Source organism: Kitasatospora sp. NPDC086009, assembly GCF_044540385.1.
In the GTDB taxonomy this organism is placed as follows: Bacteria; Actinomycetota; Actinomycetes; order Streptomycetales; family Streptomycetaceae; genus Kitasatospora.
This window is the reverse complement of record NZ_JBITSA010000002.1, coordinates 402,874-418,722: the sequence shown is the minus strand read 5'-3', so window position 1 is coordinate 418,722 and position 15,849 is coordinate 402,874. Positions and strand designations below refer to the sequence as shown.

At 67.1% G+C, this 15,849-nt stretch carries 8 protein-coding genes and 1 pseudogene; 5 read left to right on the top strand and 4 right to left on the bottom strand.

What is annotated here, in order from left to right; all coding sequences use genetic code 11:
• Positions 1–48: 48 nt before the first annotated feature.
• Positions 49–3,480 (bottom strand): sigma-70 family RNA polymerase sigma factor, encoded by a 3,432-nt coding sequence (locus ACIF6L_RS07525; protein WP_396486905.1) that lies wholly within the window; start codon positions 3,478–3,480, stop codon positions 49–51.
• A 143-nt stretch (positions 3,481–3,623) separates the two neighbouring features.
• Between ACIF6L_RS07525 and ACIF6L_RS07520 the strand changes: the two genes are divergently transcribed.
• Genes ACIF6L_RS07520 through ACIF6L_RS07505 form a run of 4 tightly spaced genes read left to right on the top strand, consistent with a single transcriptional unit; the run spans position 3,624 to position 11,381 of the window.
• Positions 3,624–5,240, top strand: coding sequence for an NERD domain-containing protein (locus ACIF6L_RS07520; protein WP_396486906.1), 1,617 nt, complete (start codon positions 3,624–3,626; stop codon positions 5,238–5,240).
• Positions 5,237–8,395, top strand: coding sequence for a helicase-related protein (locus ACIF6L_RS07515; protein ID WP_396486907.1), 3,159 nt, complete (start codon positions 5,237–5,239; stop codon positions 8,393–8,395). The genes ACIF6L_RS07520 and ACIF6L_RS07515 overlap by 4 nt, the downstream gene beginning before the upstream one ends.
• A 5-nt stretch (positions 8,396–8,400) precedes the next feature.
• Positions 8,401–10,284: a DrmB family protein gene (gene drmB, locus ACIF6L_RS07510; RefSeq protein WP_396486908.1), complete on the top strand. Its 1,884-nt coding sequence runs from the start codon at positions 8,401–8,403 to the stop codon at positions 10,282–10,284.
• On the top strand, positions 10,281–11,381 hold the full coding sequence (locus tag ACIF6L_RS07505) for a hypothetical protein (RefSeq protein WP_396486909.1): 1,101 nt from the start codon (positions 10,281–10,283) through the stop codon (positions 11,379–11,381). Before drmB ends, ACIF6L_RS07505 begins: the two co-directional genes overlap by 4 nt.
• A 548-nt stretch (positions 11,382–11,929) precedes the next feature.
• Here the strand turns inward: ACIF6L_RS07505 and ACIF6L_RS07500 are convergent.
• The 3 genes and pseudogenes from ACIF6L_RS07500 to ACIF6L_RS07490 form a co-directional block, all read right to left on the bottom strand.
• Positions 11,930–12,764, bottom strand: a pseudogene (locus ACIF6L_RS07500) (IS5 family transposase).
• Between the two features lie 30 nt (positions 12,765–12,794).
• A complete protein-coding gene (locus ACIF6L_RS07495; RefSeq protein ID WP_396486910.1) occupies positions 12,795–12,989 on the bottom strand; it encodes a hypothetical protein in 195 nt (64 codons plus the stop codon).
• On the bottom strand, positions 12,986–14,419 hold the full coding sequence (locus ACIF6L_RS07490; RefSeq protein WP_396486911.1) for a hypothetical protein: 1,434 nt from the start codon (positions 14,417–14,419) through the stop codon (positions 12,986–12,988). The genes ACIF6L_RS07495 and ACIF6L_RS07490 overlap by 4 nt, the downstream gene beginning before the upstream one ends.
• A 274-nt stretch (positions 14,420–14,693) precedes the next feature.
• Here ACIF6L_RS07490 and ACIF6L_RS07485 point away from each other — a divergent pair, with 274 nt between their 5' ends.
• The gene (locus ACIF6L_RS07485; protein WP_396486912.1) at positions 14,694–15,566 is read left to right on the top strand and encodes a hypothetical protein; all 873 of its coding nucleotides are present in this window, start codon (positions 14,694–14,696) and stop codon (positions 15,564–15,566) included.
• Positions 15,567–15,849: the final 283 nt, after the last annotated feature.

The window sequence follows — 15,849 nt, the reverse complement described above, 5'->3', positions numbered from 1 at the left end:
TAACCCTGGTCGTCACCGGACCGGTCAACCGTGGGTACGCGTAGGCCCTCATGCGTCGGCCTCCTTGCTCTCCTGAAGTTCGACGACGAGTCCGGCCAGTCCGGCTCGTACCGGATGCGTCGACACGTCGGTGACTCCGCGGAACACCGCGCGTCGCGCACCCGGTGCGAAGTGCAGGACACCGTCGACCAGTTCACAGTTACTGACAGCGGCCAGCTCGGACCATCGGACCAACGGGCGGGGGCCGGAACGCACTTCCACCTTCGCCACCGGGCTCATGGCCCACGCCTCCTCTCCCGGCGACACTTTGACCACCGCAGTGATCTGCCAGGCGCCGAAGGAGTCGATGATGGTCTCCAGATCGTCGAGCCTGGGCGGCGTGACCGTACCCCTGACCTTGACGGCGGGCTTCCCCGAGATCTTCAGTCGCCTACTAACCCTGCTCGTGCCGTCGCGCTTGTCCTTCCTGGTGACCGCCACAAGCTGCTGCACCGCCTTGTTGATCTCCGCCGTCATCGCCGCGATCCGACGGTGTGCGGACGGCGAGTAGCGCGTTCTCAGTTCGTCGGTCTGGCCCCACTTGTTGTGCTCCGGCGGCTCCGAGGCACGCAGGAACTCCTCCGCCTCGACGGCGAACGGCGCGTCCTCCCCCGCCGCCCGGCCCGCGAGCAGCACGGCCTGGAACGGGTTGGTCCCGACCGGGAGCCCTGGTACCCGGCTGGTCCGGACCGTCATGCGGTTTCCACGCATCGTGGTCACCTGGTTGATCCTGCCATCGGCGTCCGTGGCATCGGTGACCAGCAGCACCGCTCGGTGCTCGCCCGCAGTAACGGCGAGCCCCTCCCGCTCGGGGAGGTTCAAGCGCACCGTGGCGAGAGCCACCTGCCCCGCAGCAGTGAGCCGGTCCACCGTGGTACCGGCCAGGAATGCCTGGAGCGCGCGGGTACGAGCGGGCTGGTGCAGCTGGGGATCGACCCGCTCCTCCGCAAGGTGTGCCACACCATTGCGCAGCGTCCGGACCGACGCCTCCAGGAGGTGGGGACGATCCCCTCCCGCCGTCATTGCGGCCCAGAAGTTACCTCCCAGTGCACCGACCAGACGCTGGTGCATGCGCTCCAGACTGTCCTCGTCGTCACTCGGGTCGCCGTCATCGTCCGGTCCCGCACCGACGAGGCTCGCCACGTCGTGCGCTCCCACGATCAGGAAGGACGTCCCGGGGTCGTCGTACTCCCTGGTGAGGTGCAGGCGTTCAACCGTCTCCTCGTCCGCCCACCAGGAGCGAACGACACTCGTGTTCTCCGCTGCGGGGTCCGGCTGCCCCAGCCAGGCGGGACCCGCGAACCTCTCACCGGACACCTCCCGCCACGGCAGGTCGAGCCGTCCGATCAGCCGGCGCCTAATGTGTCCCTCGTGCGGTTCGGAGAGAGTCGAGTTCATGAGCACGAGGCCGAGCCGGCTGGTGGCCCACAGGGTCGCCTTCCCAAGGCCGTACGAGCCCCCGGCCGAAGCGTCCGCCTTCCGGCTGTCGAGCTGACGTCGGACCACGGCGGCGAACCGGCCGTTCTCGTAGTCGTCGCCTGTCAGGCCGCTCGCGTTGTAGTCGTCGATGCGGAGCAGAACCAGCCGTTCCTTCTCGCACATCTCGCGCAGACCTGTGCTGATGACGCGTCCGACCTTCTGGTCCTGCAAAGCGGCAGCCTCGTAGTGCGGCCTGAGGTCGTCCCAACGGATCGCGTCTCGGAATCGGGCCAGATGGTCCCCGGTCAGCTCGTGGATCGTGTAACGGACCCTGACCGGACGGTCGTTCCGCCGATCGCGCTCGTCCAGGCTGTTCTGCGTGGCTTCGCGTGCCAGTACCTCCAGGTCCGCCTCGAAGGCAAAGGCGGCCGCGTTGCCGAACTCCCGCCCACCATCCTTGTGACCGGGACGGTGGTACCAGACCGGCGGCACACCGACACCACCCGAAGAACCCTCCACCGTGGTCGTCGACATCGCCGCCTTGAGGCCCGTGGCATCGACACCGTGCTCGCCCGCTGGTCCGGCCTTCTGCGGACCGGGGTATGCCTCCTTCGAGGTCACCGTTCCCCCTCTCCCCTCGGAACTGTCCTTTACTTCCGCTTTGCCGACCGTACCGCGACGCCCCGGGGTTCCGCCCCGCTCGGCCCGCTCCAGGGCCGCCCGCCTCGCGGCCGCCTTCGACCGCCGTCGCTCGGAAGCGGCATTGTCCGGCCGCAGGCCGAGCAGGATCCCGAGGTCCTTCAGTGCTCTGCCCTCGATCTGCCGAATACGTTCGCGCGTGACATTAAACTGTTTGCCGATATCGTCCAAGGTCCACCGCCGGCCGTCGAGGAATCCGAACCTCAGGAACAGCACTTTGCGGTCCCGTTCCTGCAGTCCGCAGTCCTCGAACCACTGCAGGAGCTCCTGGCGTTGGAACCGGGACCACAGCGCGTGCTCCGGCCCCGGGACCGATGCCGTCTCGACGACCATCAGCTGTCCGAGCGTCACGCCTTCACCGACGGGCTGGTCCATCGAGAAGGCCGTCCGTCGACCGAGCCGCAGATACTCGGTCACCTTTTCCATGGGCAGGTCGCATGCGAGCGAGAGATCGAGGGCGGTCGGTCGGACTCCTCGCTCGTGGAACTCCCGCTCTCTCCGCCGGAGCTTTTCGATCTCGGTCCATATGTAGACCGGAAGGCGGATGACCGACCCTTCGTCGGCCACTGCGCGAGTGACGCGCTGACGGATCCACCAGGTCGCGTAGGTGGAGAACTTGCACCCGACGGAGATGTCGAACTTCTCCACAGCCCTGATCAGACCGATCGTGCCGTGCTGCACGAGATCCTCGTGATCAGGGTGATCCGCCCGGTACCCCAGCGCCAGAACGGTGCTGAGGACCAACCGGCGATTATGGGCGATCATCGCCGAAAATGCCTGGTATGGCTCGCCGTCGCGTGCGAGAGCGGCGACGTATCCGTCCGGCAGTTCTGCCCCCGCCGCGATGCCGTCTCGGAACAGAAGACAGAGTCCCACCTCCTCCTCCGCGCTCAGGACATGCTTGTCCGGGTGAAGTCGCCGCCGATCGGCACGGAGCACGATCCGGCCCAGGCGGCGTGCCGCCTCCAGGTCATGGACACGCACCGTACCCCGGAACTGGTCGATGTCCGGAGCTTCCACCTCGTCGTCGGGGAAGCCGAACTCGGCGGCGTCATCCACGTTCTCGACGGACACCGCTTCGGACCTGTCGACCGGCCCGGCCCCGACCCGCTCCCCCTCGTCGGAGGCGAAGCCCGCCCGGCTCCTGGCGACCGACATCCACAGGTCAACGGCCTGTTCCTCGTCGAGGCGCGCGGCCCTCGCCACCTGTGTCAGCGCGTACCTGCCGTCCACCCCTTCCGATTCGAATCGACCGATCAGACCGACGAGGAAAGCCCGGTCGATACCATGCAGGCGCCCACCGGCTGCACCACCGTTCACCATGATCGCCCCACCCGCTCGCACGTGTCCCCCCGTAGTTCATCACTCGACCGACCCCTACTGCCAGCGACTCCTCGACACAGCCCGCACTCGAATGGCGGAAAGTCGGTATGTTGAAGATCTGTCGGTGAGGGTGGGGAGAGTTGATGCGGATCATCCCGAGTGAGATCTCGAACAGCACGCGCAGTCGGGCGGAGCGCAGTGTCTTCTCGGCGCTCAAAGCGATCCCGGATGCCCGGAGCGTCGCGCTGCACTCGGTCCACCTCCCACGACACGCCCGGAAGCGCGTCGGCGAGATCGACTTTGTCGTCATCATGCCGGAGCTGCTGCTCTTCATCGAGGTCAAGGGCGGCAGGGTTGGCCAGCAGGACGGTAAGTGGTACTACGGGCCGTCCGGTGTCGACGAGCACCCCGGCGAGAGCCCTTTCGCTCAGGCCAGCGGGGGTATGCACGCGTTCGAGCAGCAGCTCGGCGAGCGGGTCGGCGATCTACGAACGCTGGGGGTCCCGAGCGGATATCTGGTGATCACACCCGACGTCGACCTCGACCGGAGCACCGAGTTCGAGCCCGAGCAGTATCTGGGTAGCAAGTCATACGACGGCGGGCGCGGGCTGACCGAGGGCATCGCTCGGGCCACCCGCTTCTGGCGCACGCGCAACCGGTGGGCGAAGACCCCCGTACCGGCGCCGCTGCGCGAGAAGATGCTCAAGGCGGTACGCCCGGACTTCGATCTCGTCCCGAACCTGCGCGCCCGGCTGACGGACCTGGACGTGGCTTTCGAGCGCCTCACCGAGGAGCAGCTAGACAGACTCGACGAGCTGGAGTCAAACTCCCGCCTCATCTGGACCGGAGGCGCCGGTACCGGGAAGACGTTCCTCGCGGCCGAGGCCGCGCGACGCAGCTCCGCTACCGGCAGCGTTCTCTTCACCGCCGCGAGCCCCACCCTGACCACCCACCTGACCGGGATCCTCTCCGACCACCCGGTCACCGTCCTGCCGTTCGATCGGTTGGCGGAGGTTCATGGTCGGACCTTCGACCACCTGATCGTCGACGAGGCCCAGGACCTGATGACGTTCGACAGTCTCAGTGTCCTGGACGGTCTGTCGGCGGGCGGGCTCGAACAGGGCCGATGGACATTCATGCTGGACCAGAACAACCAGCTACTCGCTCCGGCGACCTTCGACCCCGAGGCATGGGCCTACCTGCGCGGCATGGGCACGATGAACGGGCCGATGAAGCGCAACTGCCGCAACACCGTGCAGATCGTCAAGGAGGTCAAGGCTTACACGGGCGCCGACGTGGGTGTCGCCTCGGCCGGCGAAGGAGAGCGCCCCTTGTACCAGAACGTCCAGGACGCGCAGGACGAGGCTGCGTTCCTCGATGCCTACGTGAACGACCTCCTGGAGCAGGAGGTCTCACCACAGGACATCACGCTGCTGTCGGTCGCGGGCGACTGGGACTCGAGCTCCGCCCGCTTGTGCCGGCGTGTGTCCAAGATCGAACTCTTCACCGACGTGGTCGGCTCCGCCCGTACCAGGCGCAGGCTCACCTGGTCGTCCGTCGCCGACTTCAAAGGGCACGAGAATCACGTCGTCTGTCTGATCGACCTTGAGCCCCAGCATCTGGACGGCCGACTCGATGCGCTCTACGTCGCCTGCACTAGGGCTCGTGCCCAGCTCTGGGTCGCATGTCGTCCAGGTGTCAGGAAGATGCTGGGCGATCTGGGCGCGGCCGTGATCACGCGAGGGGGAGCACCGAAGTGACCGACGCCGAGCCGTCGCTCTCCGCCCACCGAGACACCTACGTCTCCTACCTCCGCCGTCAACTGGTCGGTCCGGGGCCCGAGGAGGAGGAACACATCGTCGATCCGCCGGACCGCCGCTACCTGATGGGCACGCTGCACCCGCGCGGTTCCTCCATGCTCGAACACGCGGCGGTCGAGGGCGAGGAGAGCTTCGACGAGTCCGCGGCCGGGTCGGGCGAGGACGACGGCTTTGCCGATGATCCGGTCGCCGAGGCCAACGCCTGGCTCCCCTCCTCTCTCGGCTTCTCCTTCTTCACTGACGCCCGTCGGATCGAGGTCCTCTGCGAGGCATCGCGCTACCTGACGCTCCGTGATGGCGGACGACGCAGCTGGAGGCGACAGCCGAGGCTGTCGACGCCCACGACCGTGGAACTCGGATTCGACTCACCGGTCTCCTGCCTGGAGGGACACGGCCTGCTGCACGTCCGCTGGCGCAGCTTCGGCACCGGGCACCTCGTCACCTGCGTGCTGTCCAACGCGCACAGGGAGGATGAGAGTCGTCACAAGAACCGGGAGCTGATGCTCTTCCAGGTCTCGCTCCGCGCCACCACGAGCGACGGCAGTGTGCTCGAATACCCGAGCACCCGCCTCAACAGCAGAGACGAGGAGGAGCAGGAGCTGCGTGTGCAGTACCGGCACATCATCACCCGTGCCGTGGGCCACGGATGTGCCGTCGTGTGGGACGACAGCTCCGGCCCGGTGACCGCCCTGCGTACTGAGGTCATGCCGGAACAGGTCGTCGCGCACATCAAGCCCGACGGTCCCCGGGACCTGCCGGTCCTCAACCTCGCGCACCTGTCGAAGCCCGAGCTCACGGTCGAGGATCTGCGGGACGGCCTGCACTCGTTCGTCCTCGGGTACCGCAAGTGGTTCGAGGCCCAGCAGTCCGCGGCCGAGTCATTGCCGCGATGGGCCGCCGCTCCTGCCGGGCGCCTGCTGGGCAGGATCGGCGCGGCGCTCGACCGAATGGCCTCCGGGGTGACCGCGCTCACCTCGTCGACACCCACCGGGGATCGGGCGCGGGAATCCTTCCGTCTCGCCAATCGGGCCATGGCACTCCAAATGCTCCACAGCCGTCCCGAGCTGGCGGGCAATCGCCGACGCAGGAACAGCGAGGTGGTCGAACTCGCGGAGCCTCCCACCGACTACGCCTGGCACCCGTTCCAACTCGCCTACTTCCTGCTCGTGGTAGAGAGCCTGATGATCCCGGACCACGAGGACCGCAGGACGGTCGACCTCATCTGGTTTCCGACCGGTGGCGGAAAGACCGAGACCTACCTGCTCACCGCTTGTTTCGAGATCATCCGCCGCCGTCTCCAGTACGGTGTCGCGGGCGGCGGCACCGCGGTCCTGAGCCGGTACACCCTCAGTCTGTTGACCACGCAGCAGTTCCAGCGCACGGCCACCGCGATCTGCGCGCTGGAGTACATCAGAGCCGGCCACGACGGCGAGCTGCGCCACGACCTCGGGCAGGAACCCATCAGTATCGGGCTTTGGGTCGGTCAGGAGACGACGCCGAACAGGATCTCCGCCGCCGAACAGGAACTCGACGCCCTGAAGCAGTCGCCCGAACCGGACGACCGCTTCCTGCTGGAGCGCTGCCCCTGGTGCGGTACCGAAATCGTCCCCGAACGCAGCGGTCAGGGCCAGGACTTTGGCATCCACGCGGACGGAGGTGAGACCTGGTTCTTCTGTCCGCGGCAATCGTGCGTCTTCCACGACCGGCTGCCCGTCGCCGTGGTGGACGAGCAGATCTACCGGGAACCGCCGACCTTCGTGCTCGGCACGGTGGACAAGTTCGCCCGCCTGGCGTGGGAGTCCGAGGCCGGCAACCTCTTCGGCAAGGACGGCAGGCGAGCGCCGTCCCTGGTGATCCAGGACGAGTTGCACCTGTTGGCAGGTCCCCTGGGGACCACGGTCGGCCTGTACGAATCCGCAGTCCTCGAACTCTGCTCCTGGCAGGGCACGACACCAAAGGTCATTGCATCCACGGCGACGATCCGACGTTCACAGGACCAGATCCGAAGCCTCTACGGACGTCCCGTCCAGTTGTTCCCACCCGCGGGTCTCGAGGCGGGTCGCTCGTATTTCGCCTCACCCGACGAAGAGAAGCCCGGGCGCCTGTACGTCGGCGTGATGGCCCAGGGCCACACCGCTTCCACGGCGACTGTCCACGTGGGCGCCGCTGGCCTCCAGGCGCCGATGGACCTGGGGGGCGACGAGGCACGACGGGACGCCTACTGGACCATGGTGGCCTACCACAACAGCCTCAGGGAACTCGGCCGGACCGTCACGATCGCGAGGGACGACATCCCGGCGCGGCTGGAGCACCTCACCAAGGACGAATCCCGACGCCGCCGGTTGAACGACGACTCGGTGGTCGAACTCACCAGCAACGTCCCGCGAGCCGACCAACCGCGGCTGCTCGACCGCCTGGGAAGGCGCTTCGGGGAGCAGGGCAGTGTTTCCTTCCTCGCCACCACCAACATGCTGTCGGTCGGTGTCGACGTTCCTCGGCTCGGCCTGATGCTCATGAACGGACAGCCCAAGACGACTTCCGAGTACATCCAGGCCACCAGCCGTGTGGGCCGACGCGACGTCCCGGGACTGATCGTCACATTGTTCCGGTCGACCAAGCCTCGTGACCGCTCTCACTACGAGTCGTTCGGCGTCTATCATCGTTCGCTCTACCGGCACGTCGAACCCACCAGCGTCACCCCGTGGTCGCTCCCGTCCCGCGATCGCGCCCTGCACGCCGTGCTCACCATCCTCGTGCGCCACGGGATCGGGCTCTCTGCCGAGAACAGGGCCGGGGAGATCCTGGATCACATGGACGAGGTCGCCCGGATCCGGAATCTCATCGTCGACCACGTACGGCGTGCCGACCCGGACGAGGCTGAAGCAACGGCGGAGCACTTGGACAGGCGGATCGACGAGTGGCAGCAGGCCGCCGAGGGCGCGCGGGGCGAAGGCGGGCGGCTGTACTACCGTCCCCAGGGCCGCACATTCAACTCCCTCCTGACCGACTTCGGCAAGCAGGAGGGTCTGTGGGAAACGGCCCAATCGATGCGAAATGTCGACCGCGACTGCCTCGTCGTCGTCAGAGGGGCGTGAACGCTGTGAAGGACATCCGTCGCAAGGTCCGCCGAACGCAGACCATTGTTCCGTTCGGGGTCGGCGGGATTATCGATCTTCGGGGCGAATCGTTCGTGGCTGCGGACATCCGCAGCTGGGCCAAGACCGCCGAACGGGTGGAGTCCCCCCGGCTCGCGACGAAGCTGCGCGTGGACGATTTCCGTTCGGCTCCCGTCATCCCATCGGGGAAAGCGGCCTACACCAGCCGCAACGGGCCCACGTACGTGCGTTTCCCGAAGTGGCTGTTCTGCCCCCTCTGCCGGTCGATGGCGTTCTGGAAGACCTCGCTCGAGGAGAAGGACCGGGTTCCCACCTGCGGGCGCTGCCCGAGCAGACCGAAACTGGCGCCCATGCGTTTCATCCAGGTCTGTCGGTCCGGTCACCTGGCCGACATCAACTGGTTCCGCTGGGCTCATTCAGCGAGCGAGGGTCACGATCAACGACAGTGCCGGTCTGGTCGGCTCCGGTTCCTCGCCACACCCGAATCGTCCGGTCTCGAGGCCCTGCACATCGAGTGCGAGACCTGCCGCGCCCAGCGGGATCTCTCGGGCATCAGCCACAAGAACGTCCTACGAGGTTTGGGCATGAACTGCGCCGGGACCCACCCCTGGCAGTACGAGACCGACGAGCCGGAATCCTGTGAGGAGACCCCTCAGGCGGTACAGCGCGGTGCTGCCAACGTCTACTTCCCGGTCGTCCACTCCGCGATCGATATCCCGGCCCCGAACGCCCCGTCTGAACAGGACCCGGCGATCCAACTGGTCGTCGACAACCGCTTCTGGCTCGACTACCGGGACCGCTACGGCAGTCCGATCGCCGACAGCTTCCGGACCATCATCGCCTCCGAGTGCGGGGTCACCGAGGAGTTCGTCGACGCGATCGGCCGCCGTGCCTCCGCGCAAGACACCCCGTCGTCGCCGTTCGGCTCGGACGAGCACCTCAGCATCGCCGAGTGGGCGGCGTTCTCCGAGCCGGAGTCCGTACCCGGGTCCAAGACGTTCTCCGTGCGTCGGACGCGTCTCGACATCGCGAGCACCGCCCCGAACTCGATGCAGGAGCTGGATCGGAGGATCGCCTCCGTCGTCGTGGCGGACAAGGTGCGCGAGGTCCGGGCACTCGAAGGCTTCTCCCGTTACGAACCCAGCTCCGGCGACAACGACGAGGGCGGTCGACTCGTCTCGGTCGACACCGCGAGGCGGGCGAAGTGGCTGCCCGCTGTGGAGACCTACGGCGAAGGGATCTTCGTCTCACTGGACGAGGAACGCCTGGGTGCCTGGGAACGACTCGAATCGGTCCGCCTCTGGACCCGACGGATCGAGCAGGACCTGGAGGCATCGTTCAAGGTCGACAGGTTGAGGGACAAGTCAGGACCGGTGCTGCTGCCCCGCTTCGTCATGCTGCATACGCTGGCCCACCACTTCATCCGCCAGCTGTCCTACGACAGTGGCTACAACGCCGCATCCTTGCGCGAGCGCGTCTACGCCCGGAGCCATCCCACGGACAGCACGTACCCACCGCAGGCCGGCGTGTTCATCTACACGGCCGCTGGCGACACCGAGGGGACCCTCGGCGGGCTCGTCCGTCAGGGTCGGCCGCCGTATCTGGGGGAGACGCTGATCCGCCTGCTCGAATCAGCCCAGTGGTGTTCGCAGGATCCACTATGCGCCGACTCGACGGGTCGGTCGCTGGCCAACCTGAACCGCGCGGCGTGCCACGCCTGCACCCTGCTCCCGGAGACCTGTTGCGAGATCGACAATTCCCTCCTGGACCGGACTCTACTGATCGGCGGCAACGAGGTTCCCGGCTTCTTTCAGGAGGTTCTGCAGGCGGCCCTGCTGGAGTCGGCCGAGGCAGTGGAAGGGTCATGAGATTCCCTTCACTGCTGGAACTCGGAGGCGACCAGCGGGCGGTGGTCGAACTGCCCTTCCGGGGACGCCACGTCGTCACCGGTCCCCCCGGCGGCGGAAAGACCGTGATGGCCGTCTACCGTGCGTGGGCGCTGGCCACGGCCGGCCACGAGGTCGTCCTCCTCACCCGCTACAACCTGCTGCACCAGTACATCGCGCAACTGGCCCCGGAGCTGACCGGGACGCCGCGCGTGACCACGTGCGCCCGGTGGCTCAATGCCTTGTGGCGGGAGAAGTTCGAAAGCAAACCGCCACGGGCCGCCGAGGATGAGCGGCGCTTCGACTGGGTCGAGATGCAGCGGAGCTGCATGCTGCGGGGCGTCGGGGTGACGGTGCACCTCGTCGTCGACGAAGGCCAGAATCTCCCGCTCGGCTTCTACCGCCTCTGCCGCATCCTCGGTGTCGATGTCACCGTCTTCGCGGATGAGAAACAGCGCATAGGTACTGAGGAGACGGCACTTGTCGAGCTCTGTCGGACGCTCGGTACGCCAGCTGCTCCGTTGGAGTTGCGACAGAATCACCGGAGCAGCCGCGAGATCGCCATGCTGGCGTCGGAGTTCCGCGTGGAGGACCGAACCGAGTTGCCCTTGCCGAGGCGGTCCGGCAGCCTGCCCGTCGTCATGCGGATTCCGTCCCTCGAAGGCCTCCTCACCGGAATCGTGCAGTACTTCAACGCCCATCAGGACCGAAGCATCGGAATCATCTGTAGGTCGGTCCAGACGATCCGAGGGATTCAGAGCGAGCTGGCGTCCCGTGGGCTCGAGAAGAAGACCCAGGCGTACGTCTTCGACGACCACTACCGCAACTCCATGGACTTCTCGACCCATCCCATCAGAATCGTCAGCACGATGAGCATGAAGGGCCTGGAGTTCGACAGCGTCTTCGTCCCCGACCTGGACAGCTACACGGAGGACCCGACCGGTGTCGAGGCACGCCTCCGCTTCCTCGTGCTCTGCACGCGAGCCCGCGAGGATCTGCACTTCGCTCATCGTGGAACTCATGAACCCCCTATCACGGCAGCGATCCCCGACTCCCTGTTGGCCCGTCACCATGGCTGACAGGGACCATCCCTCTACGGCTCCGCAGCCGAAGCCGAACGGATTGTCCTTGAGGTCGATGGCGAGCAGCACTTTATCGGTGCGTCTCCGCACCTGTGCTTGAAATGGTCGCCGAGGACCAGGCTCTTCGACTCCTCACAGTTTCCGCTCGACACTTCTCACCGCGTCTCATCGTGATCCCCGTCGCGTGTGCACTGATTATGAAATGATCTTCCTTGGGGGTCATGTTTTCGCAGCTCAGAGGCATGTTCGATCAGAACTACGACCTGTAGGGACCCCTCCGCGGGAACACAGGTCGATCCCTCGTCGTTTCCGCAGGTCAGGACCTCTCCTGACCTGCGGAAACACCTGCAGGAGTAACGCTGCCAACTCGCGATGTGAAATGAGAGTGAAACGGTGAACAGGCATGCAGGGCGCCCCGAGCCTCGCAACTTCTCCTATGCTGGCCGACAAGTGGCCCTCGCCGGACGGAAAACCGGCACGGGGGATTTTGTTGCGCGCGCCGAGTTCGAGCCCTACCCCCAAAGCGGCAGACCTCTTTAGAGGTCCTAACAAAGGCGTTTGACGTGGCGGTGAGTGATCAGGCAGGCGGCGAGGCCGAGGAAGGCCTCGTGGATGTCGTCGCGCCGTTCCCAGCCGATGCGCAGGCGGCGGAAGCCGTGGAGCCAGGCGATGGTCCGTTCGACGACCCAACGGTAGACGCCCAGGCCGGAACCGTGAGGCACGCCCCGGCGAGCGATCATCGGCTTGATGCCCTGCTTCCACACCAGGCGCCGGTACTTGTCGTGGTCGTAGCCGCGGTTGGCGAACAGGAGGTCGGGGCGGCGCCGAGGTCGGCCGACGAGGCCGGCCACGGCGGGAACTTTCGCCAGCAGGGGCAGCAGCTGGGTGACGTCGTTGCGGTTGCCTCCGGTCAGTGACACCGCGAGCGGGATGCCCTGGGCGTCGACGAGGACGTGGTGCTTGCTGCCCGGTCGTGCGCGGTCCACCGGGCTCGGTCTGCTTTTGGGCCCCTCCGGGCAGCCCGGACGTGGCTGGAGTCGATCACCGCCCGGGACCAGTCGAGCTGCCGGGCGGCCCGGAGCTTTCGCAACAGGACCAGATGGAGCCGGTCCCACACGCCGGCCTCGTTCCAGGCGGCCAAGCCGGTCATGCCCGAGCCGAAGCGGAGCTCCTGGGGCAGGTACTCCCATTGGATGCCGGTGTGCAGCACGAACAGCCGCACAGCGCCTGCCGGTCCGGATCACGAGGTCGCCCCTGCTTCAGCTTCGGCGCCGGCCCGGGCAACAACGGCTCGATCAAGCCCCATATTTCGTCCGACACGACCCACGGACGAGACTCCCTCTTTCCAACAGACGGACCAACGAGCGCATCATCTGACAGTCACGCGACTATGACTTCTGTTAGGACCTCTTAGACAGTGCCGGTACCCGGGTCACTGCCGTGCCCGTCCGGTCTGGGCACCGGGGCCGCGAGTTCCTGTCGCACCCGGCGCCAGGACCGGATCAGTTCGGGCAGTTTGGCCAGTACCTCGCGGATCTGGGCGAGTACGAGCATGACGCATCCGAAGGCCGCGAGGATGCCGATGGTGATTCCGTCCCAGTTCACCGCGGCACGCCCACTTCCGGGGCAAACACGCCCCGGCGGCAGAGCCAGTCGAGCGCGTCCGCGCCCAGTCGGTCCGGTGCTTCCCTGAGTGCGACTTCGACGGCTGCGAGGTCGTGCAGCGTCCCGGGCGCGTCCGTCCGGTCCAGTGTGTCGATTCTCCGCAGGGCGGTGGCCGCGACGGCGGGCCAGCCCGGCATGCCGAAGTGCCCCGGGGTCTTGACCACGGCCGACATCGCCCGGTGCATCAACGAAGTCCTCCAGCCCAGTTCCTTCATCTGCTTGCCGGTGAACCAGAGCCGGTTATCGATGTCCTGGCAGAACTCGTCGGTGGGCTCTCCGCAGGCCAACAGGGTGAAGGAGGAACCGCCCGCCCACCGCAGCCGCACATCGGAGGCGATTGCCTGGAACACGAGCAGTTCCTCTGGGCCGCCATCCCGCGCGGAGAGCAGGGCTGCGCGGGCCGCGCGGTAGAGGTCGACGCTCTGGGCGAAGATCTCGCCGTCGGACGGCCCAGTACCGGCCGCGTGTGTCGCGTCCAAGGGGCCGTTGCGCCAGACATCGGCCACCAGCCCGACCGCGGCAGCGTCGACGAGTACCTCGGTGTTCTCATGGTCGAGCCCGAAGTACGCCAGCACTTGCCCGTACTTGTCCACCAGCTCGTCCGGGTCGCCGTCGAAGCCGGTGAGCGGCGGCTCCTCCTCGACTGACGGTCTGCGCCGCGGCGGCAGGAGGTCGTCGGTGCGTTCCAGCTCAATCCCGCGACAGGCCAGGTCCTCGAAGACGGCGTCCGGTCCGCAGTCGATGTGTTCCCAATCGTGGCGGCCGAAGCAGGACTCCGGGCACTCCATTTCCGCGCAGGCCTCCGGTTCCGGCAACGCGGCTTCGTTGATCAGGTGGTAGACAAGGCGCCGCGCCACGGCCTCACGGGCGGAGATCATCTCCAGCGAGATCCGAAAACCTGCCTCCCGAAGCTCCTCGTCCACCGGCTCGGAACCGGGCGGCCGGGGAGCGTCCTCGGTGGTCCAGGCGCGCGCCGACTCCAGCGACACCAGCAGCCACGCCACGTCGAGCGGTTCGACGCCGTCGTCCTCGGCAAGACCTGTCACGGCCTCCGCGGCCCGCCGCACGTGTTCGAGGGAAGCCAGGTGGCGGAGGCGGGTCGCGCTCCACGCCGCCGCCTGCGCGTGCGCCAGGTCGGCCTCCTGGACGAGCGCGCTGTCGCGGAGCTGGCGAGCCCGCTTCACCAGCCGGGTCAGGCAGTCCCGGCATCCAAACAGGCCTGTGGCCGGAGTCGGCCCGAGTGGGACGGCCGCCCGGCCGTCGAACGGCTGGTCGCACAAGCAGCAATCCAGTGCGGCAACTTGACGCGAAGTGGGTACCATCGGCATGGCGGAGCGGATCATGACCCAGGCATAGGCGGGAATGTGCACAGGTGTGGCTCCTTGGGACGGGACGCGGCCGCGGTCCGGCGCGTACGCCCATCGTCGACACCACCGCCAACGACCTGTCACCATTCTGACAGCCATTACCCCGAGAAGTCTGGCGAAACCTGACAGCCGTCGACACAGGAATGTGCGGTCGTCCGGCATCCGACCCAGGAAGGTAGCCTGTCGAGCCGTGGCAGCCACTACGCTTAACCAACTGACCCTCTCTCAGAGCGAGTTGGCCCGATCCCTACAAGAACTGCATCGCGCAGCTGGGAAATTGAGTTCACGTAGGATCAGCGCCCTAATCGCGGACCGACCCGACCTCCCCGGCTGCCCCAGCCACGAAGGCGTCCGCACCGCTCTCAACGGCCTCCACGCACCGAAGTGGGACACCGTCCAGGCGATCGTCGCGGTGCTGGCCGACCAGTGTGACCCGCCCAGGGACCCGCAGGGCGAGGTCCGGCGGTTCCAGCGCCTGTGGCGGGCGGTGAGCGCTGGCGAAGCGGGCACCATGAGGTCCGCCAGGGAGCTGACGCTGCACGGCTGGGGTGGCGAGACCGGCGAGTGGACACCGGAGTTGGTCGCCGGAATGCTGCTGAATCCGTTCAACGCCATCGAGATCCACCCGTCCCTTGCCGTCCCGCACGAGCCCCTGGTGACGGAGGACGACTGGGTAAGCTCCGGCGTCCGGCTCATCGAGGACCACGGTGCGGAGTTCGCCCTGCGCGCACTGCTTCGCATCCTCAAGGGCGACTACATTGGGGCCGAGAGCGGCTCGCCCTACGGCTACCGGGACCCGGGCTACGAGGCGCTGGAGATACACCTCGGCTTCCGCTACGCCTGCCAGGAGATCGTCCGGCGCCTGCGCGCGGAGCCGAACCTGCTCCCGGCCTCGATCCGAGCCATGCACGCCGACGACACGATGGACCGCGAGGACCGCATCGAGATGCTACGCGCCGAGGCCGACCAGAGCCTGGTGCGCGAGGTGATGACCCTGACCCCGGACACCTGGGACGAGATCTCCGAGGAGGCCCAGCACCAGGTCTTCGGCTACCTCGTGAAAAGCATGATCCCGGTCGGCAGACCCGGCCAGCCCCCGTCGGAGCGCTTCCTGATCACCTGGCGCATTCCGGAGGCCCGCAGCCAATAGGTGCGTGCGCCCGCCCCCGTCGGGCGAGGAGGGTCCGGGCCTCTAGGAGACAGGCAGTCGGGTCAGGGTGGGGGCGGGGATGTGGCAGCGGGCGGGGAGGAAAGTGTCGAGGGCGAAGGCGAGGGCGCTGAGGCTTGGCCAACGATCACGTCCTGGTTCGATCGTCCCTCCCTGGTCCGGAGACGGGCGCTGCCACGGTCCACGCCATGGCCCATTTCTGGATGGACGGCACGTTCTGGACTGCTGCCGGTGTTGTGTCAACCGCGGCCCTGGCATGCCAGGC

Bases quoted from the DNA above. Each gene is read 5' to 3' on its own strand.
- ACIF6L_RS07520 (WP_396486906.1), top strand. From the start codon at position 3,624: ATGCGGATCATCCCGAGTGAGATCTCGAACAGCACGCGCAGTCGGGCG.
- ACIF6L_RS07525 (WP_396486905.1), bottom strand. From the start codon at position 3,480: ATGGTGAACGGTGGTGCAGCCGGTGGGCGCCTGCATGGTATCGACCGG.
- ACIF6L_RS07505 (WP_396486909.1), top strand. From the start codon at position 10,281: ATGAGATTCCCTTCACTGCTGGAACTCGGAGGCGACCAGCGGGCGGTG.